At 36.7% G+C, this 26,554-nt stretch carries 27 protein-coding genes; 13 read left to right on the top strand and 14 right to left on the bottom strand.

Translation table 11 applies throughout. The features are described from left to right. Positions 1-5 precede the first annotated feature (5 nt). Complete coding sequence (locus OK18_RS16615; protein ID WP_053328743.1) at positions 6-452, bottom strand: hypothetical protein; 447 nt, start codon at positions 450-452, stop codon at positions 6-8. 46 nt (positions 453-498) lie between these two features. Continuing rightward, positions 499-1,533, bottom strand: coding sequence for an acyl-CoA reductase (locus tag OK18_RS16610; protein ID WP_053328742.1), 1,035 nt, complete (start codon positions 1,531-1,533; stop codon positions 499-501). A gap of 59 nt (positions 1,534-1,592) precedes the next feature. On the opposite strand from OK18_RS16610, the gene OK18_RS16605 reads away from it, so the two are divergent. From OK18_RS16605 to OK18_RS16570, 8 genes are all read left to right on the top strand, one after another. Further along, entirely contained in the window at positions 1,593-1,943 is a 351-nt protein-coding gene (locus tag OK18_RS16605) for a 4Fe-4S dicluster domain-containing protein (RefSeq protein WP_053328741.1), read from the top strand. Positions 1,944-2,065: 122 nt separating this feature from the next. After that, entirely contained in the window at positions 2,066-3,130 is a 1,065-nt protein-coding gene (gene serC, locus OK18_RS16600; protein WP_050021422.1) for a 3-phosphoserine/phosphohydroxythreonine transaminase, read from the top strand. A 112-nt stretch (positions 3,131-3,242) separates the two neighbouring features. Continuing rightward, positions 3,243-4,208, top strand: a complete 966-nt coding sequence (locus tag OK18_RS16595) for a D-2-hydroxyacid dehydrogenase (RefSeq protein ID WP_053328740.1) — start codon at positions 3,243-3,245, stop codon at positions 4,206-4,208. A gap of 2 nt (positions 4,209-4,210) precedes the next feature. Continuing rightward, on the top strand, positions 4,211-5,455 hold the full coding sequence (locus tag OK18_RS16590; RefSeq protein WP_050021156.1) for a DUF1015 domain-containing protein: 1,245 nt from the start codon (positions 4,211-4,213) through the stop codon (positions 5,453-5,455). Positions 5,456-5,510: 55 nt separating this feature from the next. Then, positions 5,511-6,917 carry a M28 family peptidase gene (locus OK18_RS16585; protein ID WP_053328739.1) on the top strand — a complete coding sequence of 469 codons (1,407 nt, stop codon included), beginning with the start codon at positions 5,511-5,513 and terminating at the stop codon, positions 6,915-6,917. A 1-nt stretch (position 6,918) separates the two neighbouring features. Further along, complete coding sequence (locus tag OK18_RS16580) at positions 6,919-8,280, top strand: M20/M25/M40 family metallo-hydrolase (protein WP_082129217.1); 1,362 nt, start codon at positions 6,919-6,921, stop codon at positions 8,278-8,280. Between the two features lie 2 nt (positions 8,281-8,282). Beyond that, positions 8,283-9,641 carry a M20/M25/M40 family metallo-hydrolase gene (locus tag OK18_RS16575; protein WP_053328738.1) on the top strand — a complete coding sequence of 453 codons (1,359 nt, stop codon included), beginning with the start codon at positions 8,283-8,285 and terminating at the stop codon, positions 9,639-9,641. A 786-nt stretch (positions 9,642-10,427) separates the two neighbouring features. After that, complete coding sequence (locus OK18_RS16570; RefSeq protein WP_050021158.1) at positions 10,428-10,673, top strand: hypothetical protein; 246 nt, start codon at positions 10,428-10,430, stop codon at positions 10,671-10,673. An 84-nt stretch (positions 10,674-10,757) separates the two neighbouring features. Here the strand turns inward: OK18_RS16570 and OK18_RS16565 are convergent, their stop codons facing one another. The 4 genes from OK18_RS16565 to OK18_RS16550 form a co-directional block, all read right to left on the bottom strand. Continuing rightward, the gene (locus OK18_RS16565) at positions 10,758-10,979 is read right to left on the bottom strand and encodes a hypothetical protein (protein WP_053328737.1); all 222 of its coding nucleotides are present in this window, start codon (positions 10,977-10,979) and stop codon (positions 10,758-10,760) included. A gap of 316 nt (positions 10,980-11,295) precedes the next feature. Beyond that, a complete protein-coding gene (locus OK18_RS16560) occupies positions 11,296-12,333 on the bottom strand; it encodes a peptidylprolyl isomerase (RefSeq protein WP_228377734.1) in 1,038 nt (345 codons plus the stop codon). Between the two features lie 81 nt (positions 12,334-12,414). Continuing rightward, positions 12,415-12,927, bottom strand: a complete 513-nt coding sequence (locus tag OK18_RS16555) for an FKBP-type peptidyl-prolyl cis-trans isomerase (RefSeq protein ID WP_050021159.1) — start codon at positions 12,925-12,927, stop codon at positions 12,415-12,417. Between the two features lie 406 nt (positions 12,928-13,333). Continuing rightward, positions 13,334-14,404, bottom strand: a complete 1,071-nt coding sequence (locus OK18_RS16550) for a branched-chain amino acid aminotransferase (protein WP_050021160.1) — start codon at positions 14,402-14,404, stop codon at positions 13,334-13,336. A gap of 85 nt (positions 14,405-14,489) precedes the next feature. Between OK18_RS16550 and mnmD the strand changes: the two genes are divergently transcribed. Continuing rightward, positions 14,490-15,164, top strand: a complete 675-nt coding sequence (gene mnmD, locus OK18_RS16545) for a tRNA (5-methylaminomethyl-2-thiouridine)(34)-methyltransferase MnmD (RefSeq protein ID WP_053328735.1) — start codon at positions 14,490-14,492, stop codon at positions 15,162-15,164. Between the two features lie 84 nt (positions 15,165-15,248). Then, positions 15,249-15,665 carry an NUDIX domain-containing protein gene (locus tag OK18_RS16540; protein ID WP_053328734.1) on the top strand — a complete coding sequence of 139 codons (417 nt, stop codon included), beginning with the start codon at positions 15,249-15,251 and terminating at the stop codon, positions 15,663-15,665. 22 nt (positions 15,666-15,687) lie between these two features. On the opposite strand, the gene OK18_RS16535 is transcribed toward OK18_RS16540, so the two are convergent. After that, entirely contained in the window at positions 15,688-16,392 is a 705-nt protein-coding gene (locus OK18_RS16535) for a DUF4294 domain-containing protein (RefSeq protein WP_053328733.1), read from the bottom strand. 51 nt (positions 16,393-16,443) lie between these two features. Between OK18_RS16535 and chrP the strand changes: the two genes are divergently transcribed. Both chrP and rpe read left to right on the top strand, forming a co-directional pair. Further along, positions 16,444-17,517 (top strand): chryseobasin maturation metalloprotease ChrP, encoded by a 1,074-nt coding sequence (chrP, locus tag OK18_RS16530; RefSeq protein WP_053328732.1) that lies wholly within the window; start codon positions 16,444-16,446, stop codon positions 17,515-17,517. A gap of 101 nt (positions 17,518-17,618) precedes the next feature. Continuing rightward, complete coding sequence (gene rpe, locus OK18_RS16525) at positions 17,619-18,269, top strand: ribulose-phosphate 3-epimerase (protein ID WP_053328731.1); 651 nt, start codon at positions 17,619-17,621, stop codon at positions 18,267-18,269. A gap of 272 nt (positions 18,270-18,541) precedes the next feature. Here rpe and chrI read toward each other — a convergent pair whose 3' ends face one another. Genes chrI through chrA form a run of 3 tightly spaced genes read right to left on the bottom strand, consistent with a single transcriptional unit; the run spans position 18,542 to position 20,372 of the window. After that, positions 18,542-19,072, bottom strand: coding sequence for a chryseobasin maturation helper ChrI (gene chrI, locus OK18_RS16520; protein ID WP_228377637.1), 531 nt, complete (start codon positions 19,070-19,072; stop codon positions 18,542-18,544). Next, positions 19,057-20,154 carry an MNIO family chryseobactin maturase gene (gene chrH, locus OK18_RS16515; protein ID WP_053328730.1) on the bottom strand — a complete coding sequence of 366 codons (1,098 nt, stop codon included), beginning with the start codon at positions 20,152-20,154 and terminating at the stop codon, positions 19,057-19,059. The genes chrI and chrH overlap by 16 nt, the downstream gene beginning before the upstream one ends. Positions 20,155-20,156: 2 nt before the next feature. After that, positions 20,157-20,372 (bottom strand): MNIO class RiPP chryseobasin precursor ChrA, encoded by a 216-nt coding sequence (gene chrA, locus OK18_RS16510; RefSeq protein ID WP_050021163.1) that lies wholly within the window; start codon positions 20,370-20,372, stop codon positions 20,157-20,159. 183 nt (positions 20,373-20,555) lie between these two features. On the opposite strand from chrA, the gene OK18_RS16505 reads away from it, so the two are divergent. Further along, the gene (locus OK18_RS16505) at positions 20,556-22,400 is read left to right on the top strand and encodes an alpha-L-fucosidase (protein WP_053328729.1); all 1,845 of its coding nucleotides are present in this window, start codon (positions 20,556-20,558) and stop codon (positions 22,398-22,400) included. 58 nt (positions 22,401-22,458) lie between these two features. Here OK18_RS16505 and OK18_RS16500 read toward each other — a convergent pair whose 3' ends face one another. The 4 genes from OK18_RS16500 to OK18_RS21770 form a co-directional block, all read right to left on the bottom strand. Next, positions 22,459-22,875, bottom strand: coding sequence for a nucleoside-diphosphate kinase (locus OK18_RS16500; protein WP_050021164.1), 417 nt, complete (start codon positions 22,873-22,875; stop codon positions 22,459-22,461). 531 nt (positions 22,876-23,406) lie between these two features. After that, positions 23,407-24,333 (bottom strand): ribosome small subunit-dependent GTPase A, encoded by a 927-nt coding sequence (gene rsgA / locus OK18_RS16495; protein WP_050021165.1) that lies wholly within the window; start codon positions 24,331-24,333, stop codon positions 23,407-23,409. A 160-nt stretch (positions 24,334-24,493) separates the two neighbouring features. After that, the gene (locus OK18_RS16490; RefSeq protein WP_053328728.1) at positions 24,494-25,576 is read right to left on the bottom strand and encodes a chorismate mutase; all 1,083 of its coding nucleotides are present in this window, start codon (positions 25,574-25,576) and stop codon (positions 24,494-24,496) included. A 391-nt stretch (positions 25,577-25,967) separates the two neighbouring features. Further along, entirely contained in the window at positions 25,968-26,549 is a 582-nt protein-coding gene (locus tag OK18_RS21770; protein ID WP_228377636.1) for a hypothetical protein, read from the bottom strand. Between the last annotated feature and the right edge of the window lie 5 nt (positions 26,550-26,554).

Here is a 26,554-nt window from a genome sequence, read left to right as displayed (position 1 = left end):
TAAATTTATTTATCTTTATTCGTAGGCAATACACCTAAAATTTTACCATCATCTTCAAATACGGCACTTATCACTTCTTTTGACGATGAATCTCCCTCATATTTATATTTAATATTGGGATGACTGATACCATCCATCGTTACGTGATACCCTACTTTTAAAATTTCAAGTTTTTTATTGACATCAATGCCATCCTTCACTTTTTTAAGGATATCTTCTGTAACAATTTCTTTTACCTTATCAGAAAGAACTTCTTGTGCAGCTTTATAATCCGAAGATTGAAGAGCTTTGATAAACCTCTGGAAATTTTCATTACAAACATTGACTTTATCCTTACTTATGGTAGCCGGCTGTTCTTTCTTTTGACTGTTCTCAACCTTCAGTCCCATAACTTTCTGAGCAAACATCAACTGTGCGCCAATAATCGCCAGACCTAAAAATATTTTTTTCATTTAATTATTTTTTATTTGGTGAAATAGGTCATGGAAGATACGAAAATCAAACCAGTTCCAAAAATTTCATCGTATCCACATTATCTGCATACGTATCAAGCCCCGGATTTTGTGCTTCCCCGAATGAAATGGAGTTCAGTCCTAACACACTCTTAGCTACCACACACTGGATATTTTCTTCATTTTCTTCAATAAAATTCCGGACATCATCCAGAGATTCATATCTGCTGAAATTAATTACAGAAAGTGGACTGAAGAGTTTGTCATCTTCTTTCAGCATTACAAAATTATTATCCCAGAACTTTTCCTGATTCAAAAGATAAATCGCCCTGTTGTAGTCATAATTGTTAGCATACTTATGATGATTGATAATATCCTTGAAACCGAGGAAATTTTCAAACAACCTGTCAATCAAAAAGTCTTTTGGAATAAAGATTCTGGTGACATTTCTGCAGCCTAATCCAAAATATTGGAAAATGTCATGAGCAAGAAGCTGAAGTTCCTCATCTGTTTCATCACCTTTCAAAACAGCAATAGAAGTTCTGTTTTTACGAATAATATTTAAATGATTTTTAAAATAATATTCAAGATACCTGGCTGTATTATTACTTCCTGTGGCAATTACCGCATCAAAATTCTCTAGCTTTTCTACAAATTCAAATTTTATCCGGTTCTCTGAAAACCCGTTCCATTTATTTAATAAAAAAGGAATCAGGTATTTATCTTTGGAAGAAAGTTTAATCACCGGAATATGATTGCTTACAACTACTGAAATTACATCATGAAAGCCCACCAAAGGGATATTGCCAGCTAAAATCAATCCTATTCTCTTGGATATTTTAGAGATTGTATAATTTTCAAGCCAATTTTTGATATTTTCTTCAGTAAGAAGATCTGCCCACTGTTGTAAAGCAAATTTCTGATTATCAACCGTAAACCACGGATTCTCTATTTCAGACTTCTTTAACAATAATTCAATATTAACATCATCCTCATTATAACTCTCCGGTTTCTTAGCTAAAAACGCTTTTATATAACTGCTTAATTTAATAAGTCCTAAAACTTGATTTTCGATATTCATAATTACTTTAAAATTGGGGAATATTTTGTAATTTTGTGCAAATTTAAAAAAAATTAGCGATGGCTATTAAAATAACTGATGAATGCATTAATTGTGGGGCTTGTGAACCGGAATGTCCGAATAATGCAATATATGAAGGAGCAGTAGATTGGAAAGCTTCAGAAGGGACTGCCCTTAAAGGTACGGTAACACTGCCTTCAGGACTTACTGTAGATGCGGACGCACCACAGGAGCCAGTAAGTGATGACGTTTATTTCATCGTAACAGATAAATGTACAGAATGTAAAGGATTCCACGAAGAGCCACAATGTGCTGCTGTATGTCCGGTAGACTGCTGTATTCCTGATGAAGACCATGTAGAGTCTGAAGAAGCTCTGCTTGATAAAAAAGCTTTCTTACACGGCGAATAAAAAATCTCCGTCTCATGATGTGTGAGGCGGCTTTTTTTACCCAAAAACTTAATAAATCTAGTAAAAAATCAAATAAAGCTAAAAGAATTGAAAAATTCCGGAAGCAACCAAAAAATAAAGATATGAACAAAAAGCACAACTTTAGCGCGGGACCATGTATTTTACCACAAGAGGTGTTTGAAAAATCAGCGCAGGCGATTTTAGATTTTAACGGAATCGGATTATCACTCCTGGAAATCTCTCATAGAAGTAAGGATTTTGTTGCGGTAATGGACGAAGCGCGTGCCATTGTGAAAAGGCTGATGAATCTTGGGGATGATTACGAAGTACTTTATTTGGGAAGCGGTGCCAGTATGCAATTTGCAATGGTTCCTTACAACCTTATGAAAGTTGGCGGTAAAGCGGCTTACCTTGATACAGGAACCTGGGCAGCCGGTGCCATTAAAGAAGCTAAAAAATTAGGAACTGTAGATGTTGTAGGGTCTTCAAAAGAAGAAAACTACTCTTTCATTCCTAAAAATTATACGGTAGGATCAGAATATGATTATTTCCATTGTACCTCTAACAATACGATCTATGGAACTCAAATGAAAACTTTCCCTGAGGTAGACACCTTGATGGTATGTGATATGAGTTCCGATATTTTCTCCAGACAACTTGATTTTTCTAAATTCGACCTGATCTACGCCGGTGCTCAAAAAAATATGGGACCTGCGGGAGTTACTTTGGTAGTGATAAAAAAAGAAATCCTTGGAAAAACAGGTAGAGAAAATATGCTGTCTATGCTGGATTATTCCCAGCATATTGCAAAGGAGTCTATGTACAACACCCCACCCGTATTTCCGGTATACGCATCATTACTGACACTTCAGTATCTTGAAAAAAACGGGGGAATAGCTGCTGCTGAACAGAGAAATGAAGCAAAAGCAAAACTTTTATATGATGAAATAGACCGTAATCCCCTATTTGAAACATTCTGCGTAAAAGAAGACCGTTCCCTGATGAACGTTTCTTTCAAAATCACAGACGAAACCAGGAAAGAAGAGTTCGATAATGCGTGGAAAGCTGCAGGGATCAGCGGATTAAACGGACATAGAAGCTTAGGCGGATACCGTGCAAGTCTGTACAACGCTTTACCTATCGAGAGTGTACAGGTTTTAGTGGATGTAATGAAGTCGATAAAATAGTTTATATTAGGCGATCGAAAAAATAAAAAGATACCAGAAACAGATACAGACAACAGACCCTCAAAGTCTGATTTATGACATCTTAAATCTAACATCTGTAATAAAATAACACATGAAAGTTTTAGCAAACGATGGAATTTCGAGAGCAGGAGAACAGGCTTTAAAAGAAGCCGGAATCGAAATCCTGGACAATAGAGTCGCCCAGGATCACGTTATTAATTTTATAAATGACAATAATGTGGATGTTCTTCTTGTAAGAAGTGCAACTAAAGTAAGACAAAATCTGATCGATGCATGTCCCGGCCTTAAAATTATCGGCAGAGGCGGTATCGGCATGGATAATATTGATGTTGAATATGCAAAAAACAAAGGGATTAAAGTAATCAACACTCCTACTGCATCTTCAAAATCAGTGGCAGAGCTTGTATTCGGACATTTTTTATCATTGGCCAGATTCCTTCACGAATCGAACAGATTGATGCCGTTGGAGGGAGAAACTCACTTCAATGCAATGAAAAAGTCATTCAGCAATGCTTACGAACTTTCAGGTAAAACATTAGGAGTAATCGGTTTTGGAAGTATTGGCCAGGAAGTAGTGAAGATAGGAATTGCATTAGGGATGAAAGTTACTGTTCTGACAAGAAGCCCCAAAACGGAAGTTCTTACCCTGAATTTCTTTGACGGGCAGTCGGTCAGCTTTGAAATTACTTCCACCAATGATATGGATGCATTCCTTAAAGAAGCAGATTTCATCAGCATTAATACTCCTAAAACAACCGAATATATTATAGATACTCCACAATTTGAAAAAATGAAAGACGGAGTCTATATTGTAAATACTGCAAGAGGCGGAGTGATCAATGAAGTGACCCTGGTTGATTTTATTGAGTCAGGAAAAGTGGCGGGGGCTGCATTGGATGTTTTTGAGAATGAGCCCAATCCGGAGCTGCCATTATTAATGAACCCTGCATTATCCCTTTCTCCTCACATAGGAGGAAATACGGTAGATGCGCAAGAGAAAATCGGTGTCGAACTTGCAGAACAAATTATTAAGCTACAAAAAGAAACTATAAGATAAATATGCCTGTTTTTAAACCTTTCCGTGGAATAAGACCTCATAGAGACTTCGAGAGTACTTTCCCTACCCATCCTCTGGATAATTTCACCCAGGAAGAGATCGCAGAGAAAGCTCAAGTCGAAAATACTTACATCAATATGATAAAACCCTATGTTGTAAGTAAATCTAAAGATATTGACCGGAATCTGAGAAAAATACGTTCTACATTTGAAGAACTTCTGGAAGACAAAAAATTGGTTCAGGACAATTCAGCTTATTATCTATATGAGCAGATCTATCCCAACAAACAGGTATTCAGAGGACTACTGGGTTTAGCCAGCATTGAAGATTTCTGGAATGGAAAAATCAAAAGACATGAAAGTACCATTCCTCAGAAAAAAGAAAAGCTTGCTCATTACCTTGAAAAAGTAAATCTGCAGGCCGAACCTGTATTACTTACCTACCCTGCCAACTCAAAAATTGAGCTGCTGATGAACCATGAGGAAAAGAATGTTCCAATTTTTAATCATGTAGATTCTATCGGGATCAGACATAAAATCTGGAGAATAGACAATCGTCTGAAACTTCAGCAGTTCAAAGAAGTGATTGATCAGATCGACTCTTTTTATATTGCCGACGGACACCACAGAATTGGTTCTACCGCACTGAACGCTAAGCGCCAGAAAGAAAAAAACAAAAGACATAACGGGACTGAGCTTTACAATTTTGTGTACAGTTTCATTGTTTCCAACCAGTCTATTAAAATTCATGACTACAACAGGCTTCTGCATGATCTGAACGGGCTTTCCAACGAACAATTCCTGAAAGAACTTGAACAGTATTTTCTTATTCATGAGAAAGGAGAAACTCCCTATTTTCCTTCGCAGAAATTCCATATTTCAATGTATATGGGAAACAAATTCTACTCTCTTCACGTAAAACATGATTTACGCTCAAAAGAAATGTCACTGGACAATCTGGATCACCATCTGGTAGATAAATATATTTTTAAAAACATTTTGAAAATCGAAGACCCTGACAGTTCTGAACAAATTTCTTATGTAAAAGGAACTTCCAATATTAACGGAATCAATATTTTAAAAGAAAAAGTAGACAGCGGCGAAGGTAAGGTCGGCTTCGGAATTTACCCTGTAAGTTTTAATGATATGATTAAAATTTCAGACTTAAAATTGAGCATGCCCCCAAAATGTACATTTATTGAACCAAAACTGGTTACAGCTTTGTTAATGTATGACATGAAACCTTAATAAATTCCTATTTTTTCCCTACTTTTATCCCCGGAAAAAGAAAGGTAAATAAAAAATGAAAAAAATATTCATTATACTTCCACTCTTTTTGAGTGGATTTTTATTTTCTCAAAAAAAACCTCAGAAAAAGCCTGCCGGAAAAGCAGCAATTCCTGTAAAATTAAACTACCACAAAGAATTTGAAAGAATCTCAGATGAGATTATGACCAATGGTAAAGCATATGACAACCTCGGAGAACTTACAAAAGGTATCGGGGCCCGTTTCAGTGCAACCCCCGGTTATGCAAAAGCAGTAGAATGGTCTGAAAAAAAGTTCAGGGAAATTGGTATTGATATGATCTGGAGGCAAGAAGCCAAAGCACCCGTATGGATCAGAGGAAAAGAATCCCTACAGATAAAAGCAGGAAATGGGGATTGGAAAAATATCAGGATGCTTTCTTTCGGGAACTCTGAAGGAACCGGCGGAAAAGACCTGATAGGTGAAATCGTTTTAATTAACTCCACTACCGAGCTTAACGCCATGTCAATAGGCCAGTTAAAAGACAAAATTGTTTTCGTAAATGTTCCTATGGATCCGAAAATTATCAATACGAGTGATTCCTATCTGCTGGCTGCCAAATCAAAATTAATTTCTGCCTCTGTTATTGCTAAAACTGGTGCAAAAGCATTAATCATAAGATCATTAACAACAGCAAATGACGATGTTCCTCATGCCAAAATGATCTACTACGAACCAGATGATAAAGTTAAAATTCCGGCTTTATCAATAGGAGTAAGATCTGCAGATGAATTGGAAAAATTACTAAAAAAACAAAAAGTTACGGCTAAAATCAACATGACTGCGGAATCAAAAAACGATACCACAAATCCCAATATTATTGCTGAAATCCAGGGCAAAAAAGATTCAAAAGTGATTGTTTTAGGAGCCCAGCTTGATTCATGGGATATTGGTGAAGGTGCTATTGATGACGGAACAGGAGTGGTGCAATGCATCGAAGTTTTAAGAACTTTGAAAGCAATTGGATATGAAAATAATCACACCATCCGGGTGGTCCTGTATGCCAACAGTGAAAACGGAGGACAGGGCCGCGAGATGTACGCTGCTTATGTGAAAAAGAAAGAAGAAAAACATGTATTTGCCTTAGGTACAGATGCAGGAGGTTATTCTCCACGAGGTTTTTCTTTGGATATGCCCCCTCAGAGAAGAAGATTGATTGAGCCCTGGAAAGAATATTTTCGTCCTTATGGCGTTTATGATTTCGACCAAACCAATGCAATCCAGGACATATCTCCTTTAAAAAAACTGGATATTCCTCTGGCAGAACTCGTTGTAGATACCCAAAGATACTTTGATTACCATCACTCCGAACAGGATACTTTCGATAAAGTGAATAAAAGAGAGCTTTTGCTGGGCGCAGTGGCGATGACTCAATTAATTTTTATGGTTGATAAAAACTGGTAATATGAAAAGAATAGCCAACCTGTCATTATTAATTTTAGGAGCGACTTTCTTATCCGGTCAGTCCAAAGAAGATTCCTTACAATTCAACAGAATCTCTACGGAAATTCTGAATTATGGAAAAGGCTACAACGATCTGCGCGAACTCACTAAAAATATCGGCCACCGTTTAAGCGGATCTGAAGCTTATGAAAGATCCGTAAAATGGGCAGAACAAAAACTCCGCGATGCCGGAGCAGATAAAGTCTGGCTTCAGGAAGTCATGATTCCGGTTTGGGTAAGAGGAAAAGAGTCCTTACACATCAAAACTTCCAACGGAGGCTGGAAAAGCCTTAAAATGCTCTCTCTTGGAAACTCCGAAGGGACAGGTGGTAAAGACGTATCAGGGGAAATCATTATGGTAAAATCCATAGAAGAATATGATAAACTTTCCCCGGAACAGGTAAAAGATAAAATTGTATTTTTTAATTATCCTTTCAATCAGGGGCATGTACAGACTTTTATTTCCTATAGGGAATCAGGTCCGTACAGAAGGACTGCTGCTGCTTTAACAGCAGGAAAAGGCGGAAAATTTGCTATCATAAGATCGCTTTCTTCAGCGTTTGACGATGTTCCGCATACAGGAAATATGCGATACGAGGAGAATACGGTCAAAATTCCTGCAGTTACTATTGGAAATACGACTGCAGATGAGCTGGAAGCTCTATTGAAAAACCAGAAAGTCACTGCAAAGCTCAATTCCAACTGCGGGATGAAAGGTGAAAAGCTCTCCCACTCCGTCATCGGAGAAATTACCGGTAAAAAAGACCAGAGCGTAATTGTGGTAGGTGGCCACCTTGATTCCTGGGATGTAGGAGAAGGGGCCCATGATGACGGAGCAGGAATTGTTCAGAGTATTGAAGTACTGAGAACCTTTAAAAAATTAGGACTTCAAAATAACCATACCATCAGGGCAGTTTGCTTTGCCAATGAAGAAAACGGCACAAAGGGAGGAAAGCAATATGGAAAAACCGTTAAAGAGAAAAATGAAAAACACCTTTTCGCTATAGAATCTGATGCCGGAGGTTTTTCTCCCAGAGGAATATCACTGGAAATGGAAGATTCTAAAAGAAAACAGATCCAAAGCTGGGGAAAGCTCTTTTTACCTTATGGAGTCTACAACTTCGAGGGTAAATATTCCGGATCAGACATTGCTCCGCTTCATGATATGGGTGTACCCACTGCAGAACTCGTTCCGGAACCACAACGTTATTTTGACATCCACCATACAGCAGAAGATACCTTTGAAAAAGTCAACCGAAGAGAACTGCTGCTTGGCGCAACAGTGATGACACAACTTATTTATATGATCGATAAAAATTGGTAACAATGAAAAAGATACTAGGAACCTCATTATTGCTTTTTGGAATGGCAGCTTTTGGCCAGACCAAAGAAGATTCAGTACAATTCAGCAAAATCTCCCTTGAAGTCTTAAATAACGGAAAAGGCTACAACGATCTGCGCGAACTCACTAAAAATATCGGCCACCGTTTAAGCGGATCTGAAGCCTATGAGAAATCTGTAAAATGGGCAGAACAAAAACTCCGTGATGCCGGAGCAGATAAAGTATGGCTTCAGGAAGTCATGATTCCGGTTTGGGTAAGAGGAAAAGAATCCTTACACATTAAAACTTCCAACGGAAGCTGGAAAAGCCTTAAAATGCTCTCTCTTGGAAACTCCGAAGGAACGGGTGGCAAAGACGTATCAGGGGAAATCATCATGGTAAAATCTATGGAAGAATATGAAAAACTCTCTCCGGAACAGGTAAAGGACAAAATCCTGTTTTTTAATTATGCATTCAAACAATCATTCATAGAAACTTTTAAAGGATATAGTGATGCTGCCAAATACAGAACAACAGCAGCTTCATTAACGGCCAAAAAAGGCGGAAAATTTGCTATTATCCGTTCACTTTCGTCAGCTTTTGATGATGTTCCACACACCGGGGCAATGAGATATGAAGACAACGTCGTAAAAGTACCTGCCGTAGCCATCGGAAGCAGTACAGCTGATGAGTTGGAAGTCCTTCTGAAAAACCAGAAAATTACTGCAAAACTTAATTCAAATTGCGGGATGAAAGGAGAAAAACTCTCCCATTCCGTTATTGGTGAAATTACCGGTAAAAAAGACCAGAGCGTAATTGTGGTAGGCGGCCACCTTGATTCCTGGGATGTAGGAGAAGGGGCCCATGATGACGGGGCAGGAATTGCTCAAAGTATTGAAGTATTGAGAACCTTTAAAAAATTAGGACTCCAGAACAACCATACCATCAGGGTCGTATGTTTTGCTAATGAAGAAAACGGCGTAAAAGGCGGAGTTCAGTACGGAAAAACAGTAAAAGAAAAAAATGAAAAGCACCTTTTTGCCATAGAATCTGATGCCGGAGGCTTTGCACCAAGAGGAATTGCTTTAGACATGGACGATACCAAAAGAAAGCAGATTCAAGGCTGGTCAAAACTATTCCTTCCTTACGGAGTTTATAATTTTGAAGAAAAATTCTCAGGAACAGACCTCTATCCGCTTCATGATATGGGCATTCCTGCCGCAGAGCTAATGCCTGATTCCCAGCGTTACTTCGACATCCACCACACGGAAGAAGATACCTTTGAAAAAGTAAACCGGAGAGAACTGCTGCTGGGAGCCGTTGCAATGACACAGATGATCTATATGATTGATAAAAACTGGTAAAACCATACACGCCAGATTACATAACAAGTCCATAAAAACCTGATAAATCACGGATTTTTATGGACTTATCATATCCAGAGATCCATGCAAATTTATATTAGTGACATTCATCCTTTATTTTAGTGCAATTTGGTATTTTTTAAAACTCTAATACTACAAATGCTTTCTCCAATATATTAATTATTCATTAGGAACAGACTTTGTCCGCTTTTTAATGGTTAGGCATATATCGGCTTTAGCCAAACCTAATTGATTCATAAATATTATTTCCTTGTTTAAGGAAATAATAAAGAGAAATGCCCTTCAATACCAGACTTATCAATCTCGTAAAACAAAGTGTTAATCGTGAAAATTTCACTTTGGCATGATATTGGCATATAATTTTTCGAGAAAAAATTATAAAAAAGCACTAAGGATGAGAAAAGAGGTTTTCTGTGGATTTTCAGTTTTCCACTGATTCATGTTCATATACCAGTATATGAATCCTTTTTTTTCTACGATGCCGTATAAGATACGGGAACGTGATTGGTCAACTGTACGTTGGTTTTTCATTGCAGTTTTATGCCCCGTATCTACTGGTATCTTTCACCCTCGAATCATGAGCAATGATTCAAAAGATTGTTAAAATATCCCGGGTTTTCTGACCTGGTATGATATATATTTGAATAAATAGCCCAGCTATCACGACCTTAGCCCAGTAAGAGAATATAATATTCTTTTTACCGTGATGAAGGATGCTGATTATTCTATTAATTTAATTAATGTATAACCCTTAAAATGTTAATAATGATGAGAGCCTTTTTTGAAATGATTTTTAAGAGAAATGAAGATGCTGCAAAATTGCATATCTGGAGCCTAATGTTGGTGTTGAGTTTTGCTGCCTTTTCCGTATTGGTATACAGCTCAAAACCTAGCTTAAACAGCTTAATAATATATCTGACCGCATTTGCCGCTTATATCGGCTTTGGCCTTGTATTCATCAGTTCCCTTGCAGGAAACGGTATGAAGAAGAGATCCGGCAGAAACACATAACTTTAATTCTTTCTTTTTACTAGAAAACCGCCCCAAGGGGCGGTTTTTTGATAATAACAGGTCTATTATCACATCGTACAAAATTTACTCTTTAAACATATCCTTCATGATCTTATTAAGCAGCTTTTCCGTCTGCTCTTCAATACTTTTTTCAGACTTTTGAACCAACGCCAGCCTGAAAGGATCACAGCAGGCTTTAATTCCAAATCCCTCTTCTGTTTTTATAAACTCAGGATGAATACCATGCTCTCCACAGATTTCTGATTCAATTTCCTGTTTTATTACATCGTAATTCAGATCAAACATATTTGTTGTTTATTAATGTAAGTGTCTGATAAAGATATCGGTAATTGTTCTTTTAGGAAATCCGTATTTATACGGTATTTATAGAAACAAAAAAACGTTCTTTATAGAGCATATTCTGCAATATTCACAGATTTTCTTCAGTAAAACATCAGCAGATTCAGGGGACCTTTTCAATAATAAAATATTCATGCTTTCTGATCTTTGGAAACAGCACATGCTTTCATATTATTTCCGGTTTTGTGAGATCGCATCAACTTTCCAATCCAATAAAAAACCACCCTTTTCCGGGTGGTCTTATATCTTTAAAAAACTGCGATTATTTTACCTTTACAAGTTCAACATCAAAGATCAGCCATGAGTTTGGCGGAATCACGCCTCCTGCTCCCCTTTCTCCGTAAGCCATTGCCGGCGGAATCAATAAAGTAGCTGTTTCACCTTCTTTCAATAATAAGATTCCTTCATCCCATCCTTTGATTACTCTTCCCGTTCCGATTGGAATTTCGATCGGCTCGTTTCTCTTGAATGAAGAATCAAACTCAGCTCCGTCTACCAATTTCCCTGCATAGTGCACAGATACATTATCTCCTGCTTTAGGAGCTTTACCATCAGTATTTTTGGTAATTTTATAATAAAGGCCTGATTCAGTTTTCTGCATACCCGCTTTCAGGTTTTCCACTAATTTCTCCTGGTTTGCTCTGAATTCTTCTTCTCTTTTCTTTTTTTCTGCTTCTTCTTTAGCGATGAAAGCTTTATTGTTTTCTGCGATTTTAGCTTTTCCTTCGTTGAAAGTCTTGGCTGCATCGTAGTTTTTATATTCATCACCTTTACTGAAAACAGAAACTTTTTCTAAAACAATATCCGTTTTAGGCTTATCCTGCGCTCCTTTTTCTACATTAGCAATGGCATCAATCACTTCAGTTCCTTTTACAACTTTTCCGAAGATTGTGTGTCTTCCGTCTAACCAAGGAGTAGCAACTTCAGTGATAAAAAACTGAGAACCATTTGTATTCGGTCCCGAATTCGCCATAGAAAGAATACCTTTTCCTGTGTGCTTAAGATCGTTTTTTTCATCTTCGAATTTATATCCGGGATCCCCCATTCCTGTTCCCTGGGGATCACCACCCTGGATCATGAAATCTTTAATTACTCTGTGGAAAATAGTTCCGTCATAGTAAGGAACTCCCTTAGCCTTAGCTTTGTTATCGATTTTACCTTCTGCAAGACCGATAAAGTTGGCTACAGTTACTGGTGCTTTCTTGTCCTCAAACTTCACAATCATATTGCCTTTAGTTGTTTGAAGATTAGCATAAAGTCCGTCATTAAGACCTTCGTAAGTTTCTTTGTCTACGTTCATTTTTTTATAAATTGGGGTACAACTCATCAGCGAAACACTTGCCGCTGCCAGAATTATATTCTTGTTAAACAATTTCATGTATTATAAAGCTTTTAATTTTATGATTAATGGGATATCGTTATCTATTTTCTTTTCGTCTCCAAAAGTTCCATAGGCCAATGCAGACGGCACCAAAAGCGTCACTTCCTCTCCATCATGTATAAAACGCAAAGCATTCTCTACTGCTTTCAGTTCATCAAAATGCCCGAATCTGGCCTCTCTTCTTTCAACAGGCTGATCGTAAATCTTGGTTTGGTCAAAATCATACAAATCATAAGAATATGAGATCGAAGTGTTATCAGCTCTCCTTTCTCTCTGATCATACCCTTCTACCGATACCCAATAGTTAAGCTGTGTAGGATAATACCTTACATTCTGACTGCTGATCCATTCCTGAATCTGATTCCTTTCTATCGTATTCAGGTTTTTCATTCTGTTCTTAGAAACCTCCAGGTCTTTCTGACTTAGAATACCGCCTACCGGAGGATGGACGGTTTGTGCATTTCTGTTACAGCTCAGCAGGCTTATGGCTGATATGAAGAGTAATTTTCTCATAAACTTTTGCGAAAATACACATTTCAGGAATCAATTACAAAATTTATACAGGATTTACAAGAACTAATTAATGATAATCAAAATCAATTACCAACCTCCATAAAAAGCTTTAAACTTTTAATATAATTATACCATAAACATCTCTGTTGATCAATGCCATCTGTGGTTAACAAGCCTACCACAAAAGTCGCAAAAGTTTTGAACACTTTAGTTTTTTAAGTTAAAGGCATAGCACAGAGAAGTACACAAAAGTTTTAAAAATCAAAGATTTTTATTACAAACCTTTACCTGTTTAATCTACAAGAAAAATATCCACAAACATCTGTGTCAATCTGTGTCATCTGTGGTTAAAAGCCAATAAAAAAGCCGGGAAAAATCCCGACTCAATATAGTTATTTAATTAATCTTAAACTGTTTCCAGGACATGGTCCACAGCTACTCTCCATCCGAATGGATCTTCAGAAAGGTTGTTTTGCAAGTCAACCAAATCTTTTTTAAGGATGGCTGCATAACTTTCCTCTGCAGGCAATCTTGGAAGTTCCAACTTCTCACCCTGATAACCTAAAGCCTGGAATTCAGTAGTAACCACAGCGGTACCTACTCCCCATACTTCTTTAAGACTACCATTTTTTAAAGCATCAATCACTGTTTTTACAGCAACAGGTTCTACTTTTACTTCAATTCCTCTTTTCTTAGCCAGCTGAATGAAGCTATCCCTTGTTACTCCATCAAGGATTTTCTCAGAGGTTGGCGGTGTATAAATAGTATCATTGATTCTTACAAATACGTTCATTGTACCACTCTCTTCAAAATACTCATGTGTAGCATCGTCTGTCCAGATAATCTGCTCGTATCCTTCTTCAATTGCCAGCTGCGTAGGATAGAAAGAGGCCGCATAATTTCCGGCTGCCTTAGCAGATCCTACTCCACCATTTGCCGCTCTTGAATAGTGATCAGAGATTTTTACAGAAACAGGTTCTGAATAATAACTCTTTGCAGGGGTAGCAACAATAGCAAACATATATTTATTAGCAACTCTAGCTTTCAAAGCTTCCTCTGTTGCAAAAATCAATGGTCTTATATATAATGACATTCCTTCTCCCTGAGGGATCCAGTCTCTGTCGATATCCACTAATGCTTTTAATCCGCCTAAAAACATTTCTTCAGTCACCTCCGGCATGGCAAGACGCTTCGCTGACTTGTTGATACGTTCAAAATTCTTTTCAGGCCTGAAAAGGAAAACCTGCCCGTCTTTGTCTTTATAGGCTTTCATACCTTCAAAACAAGCTTGTCCGTAGTTTACTCCCATCATAGCAGGGGTAAATGGTATAGGACCATAAGGAACTAATTTTACATCACCCCATTTTCCATTTTCATACTCACATATAATCATATGATCAATAAAAGTACTTCCAAATGTAAAATTGTTTGGGTCAAATGTAGAAATTCTGGAGTTTTCAGTTTTTTGAATTATCATTTTTTAAAATTTTTACGATGTTCTACAAATTTAACATAATTTTCTAAATATAAAAATTTTAGAGTAAATTTGACAAAAAAATAGCTTGAAAAGAGAAATTAAGACCACTAACGACGGAAGCAAAACATTGTATATCAATGATTTAAATGAAAATTACCATTCTCATCACGGAGCTCTTCAGGAAGCAGAACACGTGTTTATTAAAAATGGACTAAATTTAATAGATGATTGCGAAATTAATATTTTAGAACTCGGTTTTGGGACAGGTTTGAATGTTTTAGTGACAATTAATGAATATTTAAAAACTGACAAAAATCATGTCATCAATTATTTTTCACTCGAAAAATATCCCATAAATGAATCCGAAGTTAACGATTTAGCTTATTTTGAACTTTTTGATAACCCTGAGTTTAAAAATATTTATCAGAAAATTCATCTGGCAGATTGGGAAAAATCAGTTGAAATTATTAGTGGTTTCAACTTAAAAAAGATAGAATGTGACTTTTTTGATCTCAAAGACATTGATCTGCCTGAAATTAATCTTGTTTATTTTGACTGCTTCGGAGCCAGGGTACAGCCTGATCTTTGGGAAAAGCCATTATTTGAGCTTGTGTCTGACAAAATGTCCGTTAATGGATTATTAACAACGTATTCTTCTAAAGGAAGTGTAAGAAGAATCCTGCAGGATCTCAATTTTAAAGTAGAGAAAAAGCAGGGGCCGCCTGGAAAAAGGGAAATGATTAATGCGATTAAATTATAGAAGTCAAATCTTTTTAGAAAATTCCGGTTTCTCACTTCTGTATAATTTTCTTACCTTAGCTATACAAAATATTATACCTTATATATGATAGACAAGATCAATATCAGAGTCTATGCCTGCGCAATAAAAAATAAAAAAGTACTGACTTTATTTGAGGAATATGCCGGCGAGCCTTTAATGAAATTCCCTGGTGGCGGACTGGAATATGGTGAAGGAGTCCTGGAGTGTTTGCATCGCGAGTTTGATGAGGAGCTTAATGTAAAAATAGATGTGGTAGAACATTTTTATACCCAGGAAAATTTCCTGGTATCCCGTTTCAGGGAAAACGAACAGCTTCTCACCATTTATTATATAGTCAACATTGTAAATGAAGAGGACTTTCTGATCCTGGATCCCTGTATAGAAAAAACAGAATGGATAAATATTGACAGGCCGGATAATCCTTTTCCACTTCCTATCGATAAGATCGTATTTGATAAATTAAAAGAAAAATTCCTGTAAGCAATCTTACAGGAATTATATTTTATTTCTTTACTTTAAAATCGCTGGCTCCGGGATAAGGTTTCAGATATCCTGAATTCCAGTTAGACTGGAGTAATGATTCAACAAATTCATCTGTCCTGTTTTTATGTGGATCATAGCGATCTTTCAGATCAATATCAGCCATTTTACCTTTTAAGTTCCACCAGAAAGCACTTAATCCTCCTCTTAATTCTCTGATAATCTCGTAAACACTTTTATCAGTAGCTCTGTTCATAAGCTTTGCAAAAACCTGTCCTTCTGTAGTAGTCAGATCCCGCAGTTGCTTTTCATACTGATCAGCAAGCATGCTTTGTCTTTCTCTTACAAATTTTCTTTTAGCCTTGCTGTCCATGTCATTCATATCTTTCTGAATGTCCCTGTATTGCTGTAAAGCAGTTAAAAATAACGGATATACTCTATACAGTTTCTTATTCAGGAAATAATAGTAATTTTTATCCAGTTGATTGTTGAATCTCGGTTTATTAACCAAAACCAATTCATCCAATACGACCACAGGCTCACCATTAACTTCATAAACCTTCACCTTCTGCTGCTCATCATAATAATATTTATTGCCAAACTCATCCACCTTCAAGGATTCAGCCGGGTATTGATTAAGTGGTTTAGCCACAATAGTATCTTTCTGACCGAAAACACTGACTCCAAAAAAGAAAATAAAAAGACAGACAATCTTACTAAAATTCATTATTTTTACACTTGTAATAGCAAAAATTGAACGCAAAAATCATTCCTTTTTATGAAATTTGAAAAGAAATCTTTAAAATTTTTAGAAAAATATTTAAATACCTCATCACCAACCGGTTACGAACACAAAGGACAGGAAGTCTGGATGGATTACATCAGACCTTATGTAGACAAAGTAGAAGTAGATCATTATGGAACCTGTTATGGTATTATCAATCCGGAAGCAGAATTTAAGGTAGTGATTGAAGCTCATGCCGATGAAATCTCATGGTACGTTAATTATATCACTGATGACGGGCTTATCTACGTTATCAGAAACGGAGGTTCAGATCAAACAATTGCACCTTCGAAAGTAGTTCATATTCATGGTGAAAACGGAATTGTAAAAGGGGTATTCGGATGGCCGGCTATTCACACGAGAACCAATCAAAATGAGCCTGCACCGAAAATTGAAAATATTTTTATTGATTGTGGGGCTACTTCTAAAAAAGAAGTGGAAGAAATGGGAATCTTTGTAGGTTGTATGATTACATATCCTGATGAGTTCTTTGAAATGAATAACAGGTATTTTGTCTGCAGGGCACTGGACAACAGAATCGGAGGCTTTATGATTGCTGAAGTGGCAAGACTTTTAAAGGAAAATAAAAAATCTATACCATTTGGTCTTTATATTACCAATTCCGTTCAGGAAGAAGTAGGATTATATGGTGCTGATATGATTGCAGATACAATCAAACCGAATATTGCAATTGTAACAGACGTTACCCATGATACCACTACCCCGATGATCGAAAAGAAAAAAGAAGGAGATCAGAAATGCGGAGCTGGCCCCGTTGTGTTTTTTGCGCCAAGCGTTCACCATACGATCAGGGAGTTAATAATTAGCACGGCAAAAACAAAGAAAATTCCTTTCCAGAGAGCAGCCGCAAGCAGATCTACGGGAACGGATACTGATGCTTTTGCCCATTCCAACGGTGGTGTACCAAGTGCTTTGATTTCCTTACCTTTGCGATATATGCATACCACAGTAGAAATGGTATCTAAAGAAGATGTCGCCAATGTCATCAAACTGATCTACGAAACAGTATTGGCAATCAAGCCGGAGATGAAACTGAAGTATCATTAAAGACATTAGATAAAGATATCAGACAATAGATTATGATAACAATTCTACGTCTGATATCTGAGGTCTAACATCTTAAATCTAATATTAAGTAAAAAGTAAAAATGAAAACGAAGCTTATTGCTCCTTCCCTTTTATCTGCAGACTTTGGGAATCTGCAAAGAGACATTGAAATGTTAAACAGATCTCAGGCCGACTGGTTCCATATTGATGTAATGGACGGCAGATTTGTACCTAATATTTCATTTGGTTTTCCTGTGATGAAAACTGTTCAACAGCATGCTAAAAAATTCGTAGATGTTCACCTGATGATTGTTGAACCCGAAAAATATGTTGATGAATTCATCAATCACGGTGCAGATCTGATTTCTGTACATTACGAAGCGTGTACTCACCTTCACAGGACCATCCATCACATTCAGAGTAAAGGAGCAAAAGCAGGGGTTGTATTAAATCCTTCTACTCCTGTATTAATGCTTGAAGATATTATTGCAGATGTAGATCTTGTTTTATTGATGAGTGTAAACCCAGGGTTTGGAGGACAGAAATTCATTGAAAACACGTATAAAAAAATTGCGGAAACCAAAGATTTGATTCTGAGCAACAATTCTACTGCCCTTATTGAAGTAGACGGCGGAGTCAATCTTGATAACGCTTCAAAACTTTTTGAAGCCGGAGCAGATGTCCTTGTAGCCGGAAATGCGGTTTTCTCTGCAGAAAGCCCGGAGAGAACTATAGAACTTTTAAAGATCTGAAAAAAATAGAAAACATTATAATAAAGGCAGCCTGCGAGCTGCCTTTATTGTTTACAACAACTCGTATCGTACTCTTTATCAGGATAATTTTTCACTTAAAAACTGACAAGAAAAAGGCAGGTCTGAAGACCTGCCTTTTTCACATTTTTTGGAATTCGAGCTTTGTGGTTTTTAGTTTTAATTCCTTATTGCTACCACTCAAATATCTGAATAAAATATAATGAAACCATCCGTAGAAACACGGAATTTGATTGGTCCGTATTTTTACGGAATTATACTTCTTTATTCCAGATACAGGCACTAATCACCAGCGCAATGGTTATCACGGAAAAAACTGTTCTTATAATGTTCAGCAGATTCCATCTGTTTTCAAAACTGTCGCGCATTTTTTTAACAGCTTCAGCTGTAGATCCGGAAATATCGAATGTATCCAGGACGTTATTCATCGGGACATTTCCGGCTACCGTAACCCCAAAAACACCTGTGAGATATGCTAAACTTGCCAGTAAAAGAAAAATAAAAGCAGGCTGCCCACGAAAAACGAAAGCTGATACCGGCAGCAGAATAAGTGTTCCCATAAAACTCAGGAAAAAAACAGGATTTAAGATTTCACGGTTAATACTCTGCATTGCTTTCAGATATTCCGTATCGGACAATTTTCCCAGCCCTAGTACCACAGAGCAGGAATACGCATAAAAAAGTCCGGCAATAAGCGCAGTAAGCACAGCTGTAATAAGCAGTAATAACGTAGTCATTTTCATATAATTTGATTGATGGTTATTGAATTTTAGTAAGGATTCCATTTTTTAATGATATTCTGGGCCGTCCGTATCATTTCCGGGTCCCAATTTTCAGTTTTAAAATACTGGAAATCAAAATCTTTGAAATGATCAGCTTTCACATTATCAAAAAGAAGCTTTGTAAGTATCGTCTGTTCCCGGTACAATCCTTCATCTTCAACAGGCCGGCCAGCACACTCCGGTTTCTTTTTGATCTTTATTTCTTTATGACGGCTGTTCCATTCTGAAGCCCCGATAATTGCCTTTACCTTGAGAAAGTCGTCAAGGAAGTCTTTTGCCTCAGTTTCTGTTTGTATTGTATGTCCCAGCCTCTCTATAATTACATATTCCAGATTTTCACATTGTGACAATACTGACGGTAAAACAGTCAGTATTTCCGCAGGAACAGTATCGTCATGAGTATCTCTCCGAATTCGTCTCTTTCCATAAGGGCTTGTTTGCCAGCTTCCTCCGGACAGATGTATCTCCCGTACTTTTTCCAAAGGATAAAGTCTGACGATTTCTTCTATACCTAATCCAAAATTGCATGCCTGGCAGTATATATTATGCAGATCCAGAATCAAGAAACCATCTGTATCTTCTATTAATTTTTCAAGAAAAATGCCTTGTTGTTTAACGTCATCTATAGAAAAGGAAAACGCCAGATTTTCTATCCCAACCGGAATTTCCAATACTTCCTGCAGTCTGCACAACCTGTCTTTTCCTATTTCTAAAGTTTTGGGATGCAAAGAAACCGGCAATGGAACTCCCTGATGGAAATTTTCTGTATTCATAAATCCAAAATGTTCCGTGATATGGTTGTATTTTCGCTGCTGAACTTCCTCTTTTAATTTCTGAAGCCACATGCTTTGCCTTTCGGTCCATTTTGCATCAAATAATGAATAGTAAACACCATGCCCCAGCAAACGATTGTTCTGTGAATAGAAATTCAAAAGACGGGTAAGCCAATCCGGCTCTTCTGCATGGTAAAAAGTATCAAAAGACCATTCTAATACATCAATAGAACCGTCTCTTAATAAAGGTAAAATGGCAGTAAGAAAGTCTGCTTCTGCCATCATTGATATTCCTAAAAAAGGTTTTTCCATTCTTATCCCATTCCGCAGGCCGGACAATGATGTGGAACACGTATAAGCGTATCTTTTTTAACAATCACTTTTGGTGTAGGTTTTGGCTTTTTGGAAGTATCCAGAATAATTTCTTTTTTCATTTTCTTTACCTGCTTTTTGTTTTTGGAAACAGGTTTTGTTTGCGCTGACACTCCTGCCGCTAACAAACTAGCCATTAATACTGCTGGAAGTTTCATACTTGTTTTTTTGATAAAATTTACAATAAGCGTTCCATTTATTTGTCTTAAAAGTACAACAATTTCATTTGAAGATTATACAATTTGATTTTTATGTCAAAGCATTCATATTTAAAAGAAGATTTTCACAAATACCGGAAAATAAATATTCTTTATTTATATTTAGCCTTAAAATGAAAAATTATGAAAAACAGGCTGATCAAAGCTATTTCCCTTGGTTTGTTATTATCTGCATATAGCATCAATATACAAGCGCAATCTGTTGATAACACCCAAAAAATGGAATGGTTTAAAAAAGCCAAATTGGGTATTTTTATTCACTGGGGAATCTATTCTGTCAATGGAATTTCCGAATCCTGGTCTTTCTTCAACAATTACATCAATTATGATAATTATATGAAGCAGCTTAACGGTTTTTCAGCTTCACAATATCACCCGGAACAATGGACAAGGCTCATCAAAGAATCGGGAGCCCAATATGCGGTTATTACCACCAAACACCATGATGGGGTTTCACTATGGAATTCAAAAGCAGATAAGGCTATTACCGTTCCAGGCAATACTCCCGCCAAAAAAGACGTTTTAAGTCCTTTTATATCTGATTTGAAAAAATCCGGACTAAAAACAGGGTTATACTTTTCACTTCCTGATTGGAGCCATCCTTATTATGATGTCAACACCCGGACAAAAAAGAGATATGAACTCAAAAATGATCCGAAACGATGGGAAAATTTTATCAATTATTACCAAACCCAGCTCCGGGAGCTTTCATCCTCCTACCGGCCTGATCTACTATGGTTTGATGGAGATTGGGAACACACTTCAGACGAATGGAAAGCTCCTCAGACCTTAAATCTATTAAAAGAATATAATCCCAATATTATCATCAATTCCAGACTCAATAGTCATGGGGATTATGATACTCCTGAACAAGGTATTCCAGTGACAGCCCCACATAACCCCTATTGGGAATTATGCTATACAATGAATGATTCCTGGGGATATCAGCCTTATGACAATAATTATAAGACGTCCAATATGATTATAAGGACACTGGCTGATGTGATCAGTATGGGTGGTAACCTGCTGTTAGACATAGGTCCTAAGTCCGATGGGACTATTCCTGAGAAACAGGTAGAAATCCTGAAAAACCTGGGCAGGTGGACATTAAAGAATAAAGATGCCATTTATGAAACGGAACAAGGTATTCCTTTTGAAAACTACAGAGGAAAATCGGCATTATCTGCTTCTAAAAAGTCATTATTTCTTTACCTTGAAGAAGCCAAGAGTTTTACCCGGATCTATGGTTTGGATTCCAGGCCTGTATCTGCCAAAATCATAGGAGATGAACGGGCCGTGGTAAAAGTAGATTATGATGCAGATAAAACAGCAACACTATATTTTCCTGAAGCAAAGTTTGACAAGGACGTCACCGTTGTGGAACTTACTTTTGATACCCCTCCAATTTTCCTGAAAAATAGTAAACAGAAAGCCCAGCTTACAGATATTCTGGAACGTAAAAACAGTCAGTTGGCCAGTTATGAAATTGCAGACCAGCTCCACCTTGGTAATAATCTACTGAACAACACGGGACTTACAGGTGACGGTCTTGATATGACTATCAAAAAAACCGCCAGAACAAACTCTGAAACCCTGCAATGGATCAGTAAACATGCTGAAGCCCTTTTTGAAACCGGAAAAGGATTGCCGGGCGGTTATTATTCAGGGATGAGTGCACTTTCCAAAGACAGGCAGACCCTTTATCTCTTTGTAGAAGGAACTCCTACCGGTCCTATTGCTTTAAAGGGAATAAAAAATAGTATTGCCAGAATAAGGATTGTGGGGGAAGGTACCCTGATTTCTCATTCTGTTTACAATAAGCTTTATTGGAGCGAAACACCGGGAATCGTTTACATTGATGTTCCAGAAGACAGGTTAGATAAAAATATGACGGTCATTGCTGTGTTGCTTGACAAGCCGCTGGAACTTTACAAAGGGAAAGTAGGTGCTATAGAAAGCAATCTTTAGCCATAAAACAAAATCCGGAGATTGGTCTCCGGATTTTTTATGATGTAAGAAAATTTACTTAGAAAATTTCTCTTCCTGAAAAATGGAATTGAGCTTCGATTAATGCATTCTCGTCAGAGTCTGAACCGTGAACTGCATTTTCTCCGATGCTTCTTGCAAACATTTTTCTGATTGTTCCTTCTGCCGCTTCAGCAGGATTGGTAGAACCAATTAATGTTCTGAAGTCTTCCACAGCGTTTTCTTTTTCTAAAACTGCAGCTACGATAGGACCAGAGCTCATGAATTCTACCAGCTCTCCATAAAATGGTCTTTCAGCATGTACTTCATAGAATTTTTTAGCATCAGCTACTGTAAGCTGGGTTAATTTTAAAGCTTTGATTTTAAAACCTCCTTCAGCAATCTTTCCCAATATAGCACCGATATGTCCGTCTGCAACTGCATCAGGCTTAATCATAGTGAATGTAATGTTAGACATAAATGTATATTTTTTTAATGGCGCAAAATTACAAAAAATATCTTTTGTTTTAATTTTAATTTTTATTTAACATAAAAATAACTTTTATTAAGAAATTATGAATTCAACTTTGGCACAGTAATTGTTTATTCTATTGCGATTCTCATGTTTAATTTGAGTTTTCATGGTTATTAGTTTTTACCCAGCTTCGGCTGGGTTTTTTATTGACAATAAATCGATTGTTTTTTTGCGAAATTAACAAAAATAAAAAGCATAAAAAATCATATTAATACACTATTGCTTCCATTTTAATCAATGAAATAAATGAACTTTTTTTTATTTTTTTAATTGCTATTTTAAAATCAGTCTAATTACAGAGAAGAAATACAAAAATGGCAGATTTTTTAATGACAAAAGTGGAGTTATTTTTAAATTACAAGAAATTGTAACTTATATAGGTGCTGAATAAATAAAACTTTGTTTTGGAATTTTAAAAACTGATCGGTTCCCAAATAAGAATTGGCAATAATAAATGAAGGAAGTGTCTGAAGTTTATTTTTGGGAAGCTTCTTCCGCTTCATCCATTAGTTTGATATAAGTAGAATAACGGGAAGACTGGATTTCCCCGGTTTCCAAAGCGGCTACAACAGCACATTTCGGTTCATTAATATGCAGGCAGTTATGAAATTTACATTCTTCCCTTTTCCTGAAAATTTCGGGGAAATAATGCTGAACTTCTTCCTTTTCAATATCAATCATTGCAAATTCACGAACACCGGGAGTATCAATAACATTTCCTCCAAAATCCCAGAAATGCATCTGAGCAAAAGTGGTAGTATGTTTACCTTTAAGGTGAGTGTCTGATATTTCAGAGGTTTTTAGGTTCAGGCCGGGCTGCAATGCATTCACCAAGGTAGATTTTCCACATCCTGAATGTCCGAAAAACACAGAAGTTTTATCTTTTAGAATTTCCTGAAGCTGATCCAGATTTAATCTTGAATAGGATGAAATTTCCAATGTATCATAACCAATTTCCTGATAAAGAAATTCAATATCTTTTACAATTTCAATCTCCTCCTCATGCAGAACATCTATTTTATTGAAAAGAATCAATGGGGTGATATTATAAGCTTCACAGCATGCCAGAAACCTGTCCAGGAATCCTAATGATGTTTCAGGATGCTTCAGAGTAAAAATAAAACATGCCAGATCAATATTGGAAGCGATGATATGTGCTTCTTTTGAAAGGTTTACTGATTTTCTGATCAGATAATTTCTACGTGGCTCTATTTTCGTAATCCATGCAATATCATCCTGTTCCAGCTGAAACTCGACAAAATCTCCTACAGCAAGTGGATTGGTAAGTCTTGTTTTAATCAGCTTGAATTTCCCCCGGATCCTGGCTTCAAAAATTTTATTTGTTTCCAATTCCAAAACCTGGTACCAGCTGCCTGTTGATTTAATGATTTTTCCTTTCATAGATAATACTTCTGCAAATATACGCAATTAGGGCTTAGATAGCGGATCCAGATGAAAACAAATGCTTTAATTTTCCCTTAGTTCGCTTTATCTAAGCCCTGTATGTATTGATGGCAACATCTGAATCATAAAGATTTACTGATTCAGGACTGTGTGCAATTTATTTCTTGTCGATCATAATGTTATTCTGAACTTCAATAGATTCTTCATGGATCGCCTTAAAGATTTTTTCAATAAACTCCTGGGACATTCCTGTTTCTATAGCCTTCTGGTTAGCATATTCTGTGATAACCTTCCAACGCTCCGGCTGAAAAATAGCAATATCGTTTTCTTTTTTAAGCTTTCCTATTTTTTCAGAGATCCTCATCCTTTGAGAAAGAAGCTCTATTAACTGGAAGTCAAGATCAGAAATCAGTGTTCTGTGCCTTCCCATTTCTCCTTCAAAACCTGCAAGATTTGAACTTCTTACTTTTAAATTGCTGATAAGGTCCGCCAATACTTCGGGAGTAATCTGTTGTGCGGCATCACTCCAGGCTTCATCAGGGTTACAGTGCGTTTCGATGATTGCTCCCTGGTATCCAACGTTAAGGGCTTCCTGGGTTATATCGGCAAGGCCTGTTCTATTACCGCAAATATGGGATGGATCAATCAGCATTGGAATATCAGGAAACTGGCTTTTGAAGTCAAGAGCAATCTGCCAGTTGGGATTATTCCTGTATTTTGTTTTCTGGTAGGTAGAAAATCCTCTGTGAATTACACCAAGATTTTTAATATCCTGCCCAAGTAGTCTTTCTAAGGCTCCGATCCATAAAGCCAAATCAGGGTTTACAGGGTTTTTAACGAATACCGGCTTGTCTGTTCCGCGTAAAGCCATTGCTATTTCCTGTACTGTAAAAGGATTTACCGTAGACCTTGCTCCTATCCAAAGCACATCTACATCAGCCTCCAAAGCTGCGAATACATGGTGAGCATTGGCTACTTCCGTAGCGGTTTTAAAACCATATTCTTCTTTTACTTTTTTTAGCCAATTCAAGCCGATCACTCCTACTCCTTCAAAGCCATTCGGTTTTGTACGCGGTTTCCAGATTCCTGCCCGGAAAACAGATACCTGGGCATTTGATTCTTTAATTCTTTTGGCTGTTTCAAGCATTTGAGCCTCACTTTCAGCACTGCAGGGTCCGGCAATCATTAATGGTTGTGTAAGACCACTCATCCATTCATTTTTTAAATCTTTTAAGTTCATATTCTAAAATCTATTGTTTACATTTTTAAATAAAATCATAGCACGGCCCTTTCATTATAAAATTTACTTTATAATTCTTTTCAAAAAATGCCGTTCAAAAATTTTTAAAGGAATCAGGAGAATTAAAGGGCTTAGCTCCTCCTGTATTTTTTGGAAAGAAATTCAGTTAACAATACCAGTAAAATCGGTAATATGTTCTGAAATTTCTATAATAAGAAGCAGAAAAGCTAAAATAACCGCTAAAGTAATTAGCGGGTGTAAAATAAGACAGATATGTTGATAATAATTTTTCCATTTTTGTCTGGAAATGTCTTGTTTTAGCGTTTTCTTGTACTGTTTATTTTTGTTGCAGACTTAATTTCTACAAAAATATTTGACAAATATATAAAAATTATGTCAAATCAAACTTCATTAAATCATCAAGATCTTTCAAAAGTGGATTTTTCTCGATGAATTTTTCAAATATTTTTCTTTTGGTCATCACCTCAATCTTCAGATTTTCAACGTCCCGCTCATACTCTATCTCAATAGCATGATTGTGAACTTTTCTTCTGAAATGATTAAAAAATTCTCCGCTTATTTTGTCAAACTCTACTTTGGCTGATTCTGAAGGGTATAGAACTTTAATCTTACTTTCTTCTTTTTTTACCAGTTTAAACGTTTTGACTGCATTGAATATGAAGCCGTCTTTTTTCTGAAGCTGTTTAAGCATAAGATTCCATTCCATCTGCAGATCTGTATCTGTGAAATGATTCTGGGGAAGATTTTCTGTTTTTACAGTTACCGTTTCTTCTATCGTTTGTTTTTCTTCTGTATTCAGAAAAGAATTAATGCTAAATCCCAGAGAAGCTCCTTGTCTGGATAACGGTTTATTGGCCTTACGGAAAGCAGGTTCGGATGCTATTTCCGCCTGTACTGGCAAAGGCTGAGCTACAGCTGCTACTTTCTCTGGCGTTTTTTCAGGAGTTTTCACTTCCT

Origin of the sequence: Chryseobacterium gallinarum, assembly GCF_001021975.1 — a bacterium.
Taxonomy (GTDB): domain Bacteria; phylum Bacteroidota; class Bacteroidia; order Flavobacteriales; family Weeksellaceae; genus Chryseobacterium; species Chryseobacterium gallinarum.
Note: the sequence above shows the minus strand (reverse complement) of the source record. Positions and strands in the feature narration are given on the sequence as shown.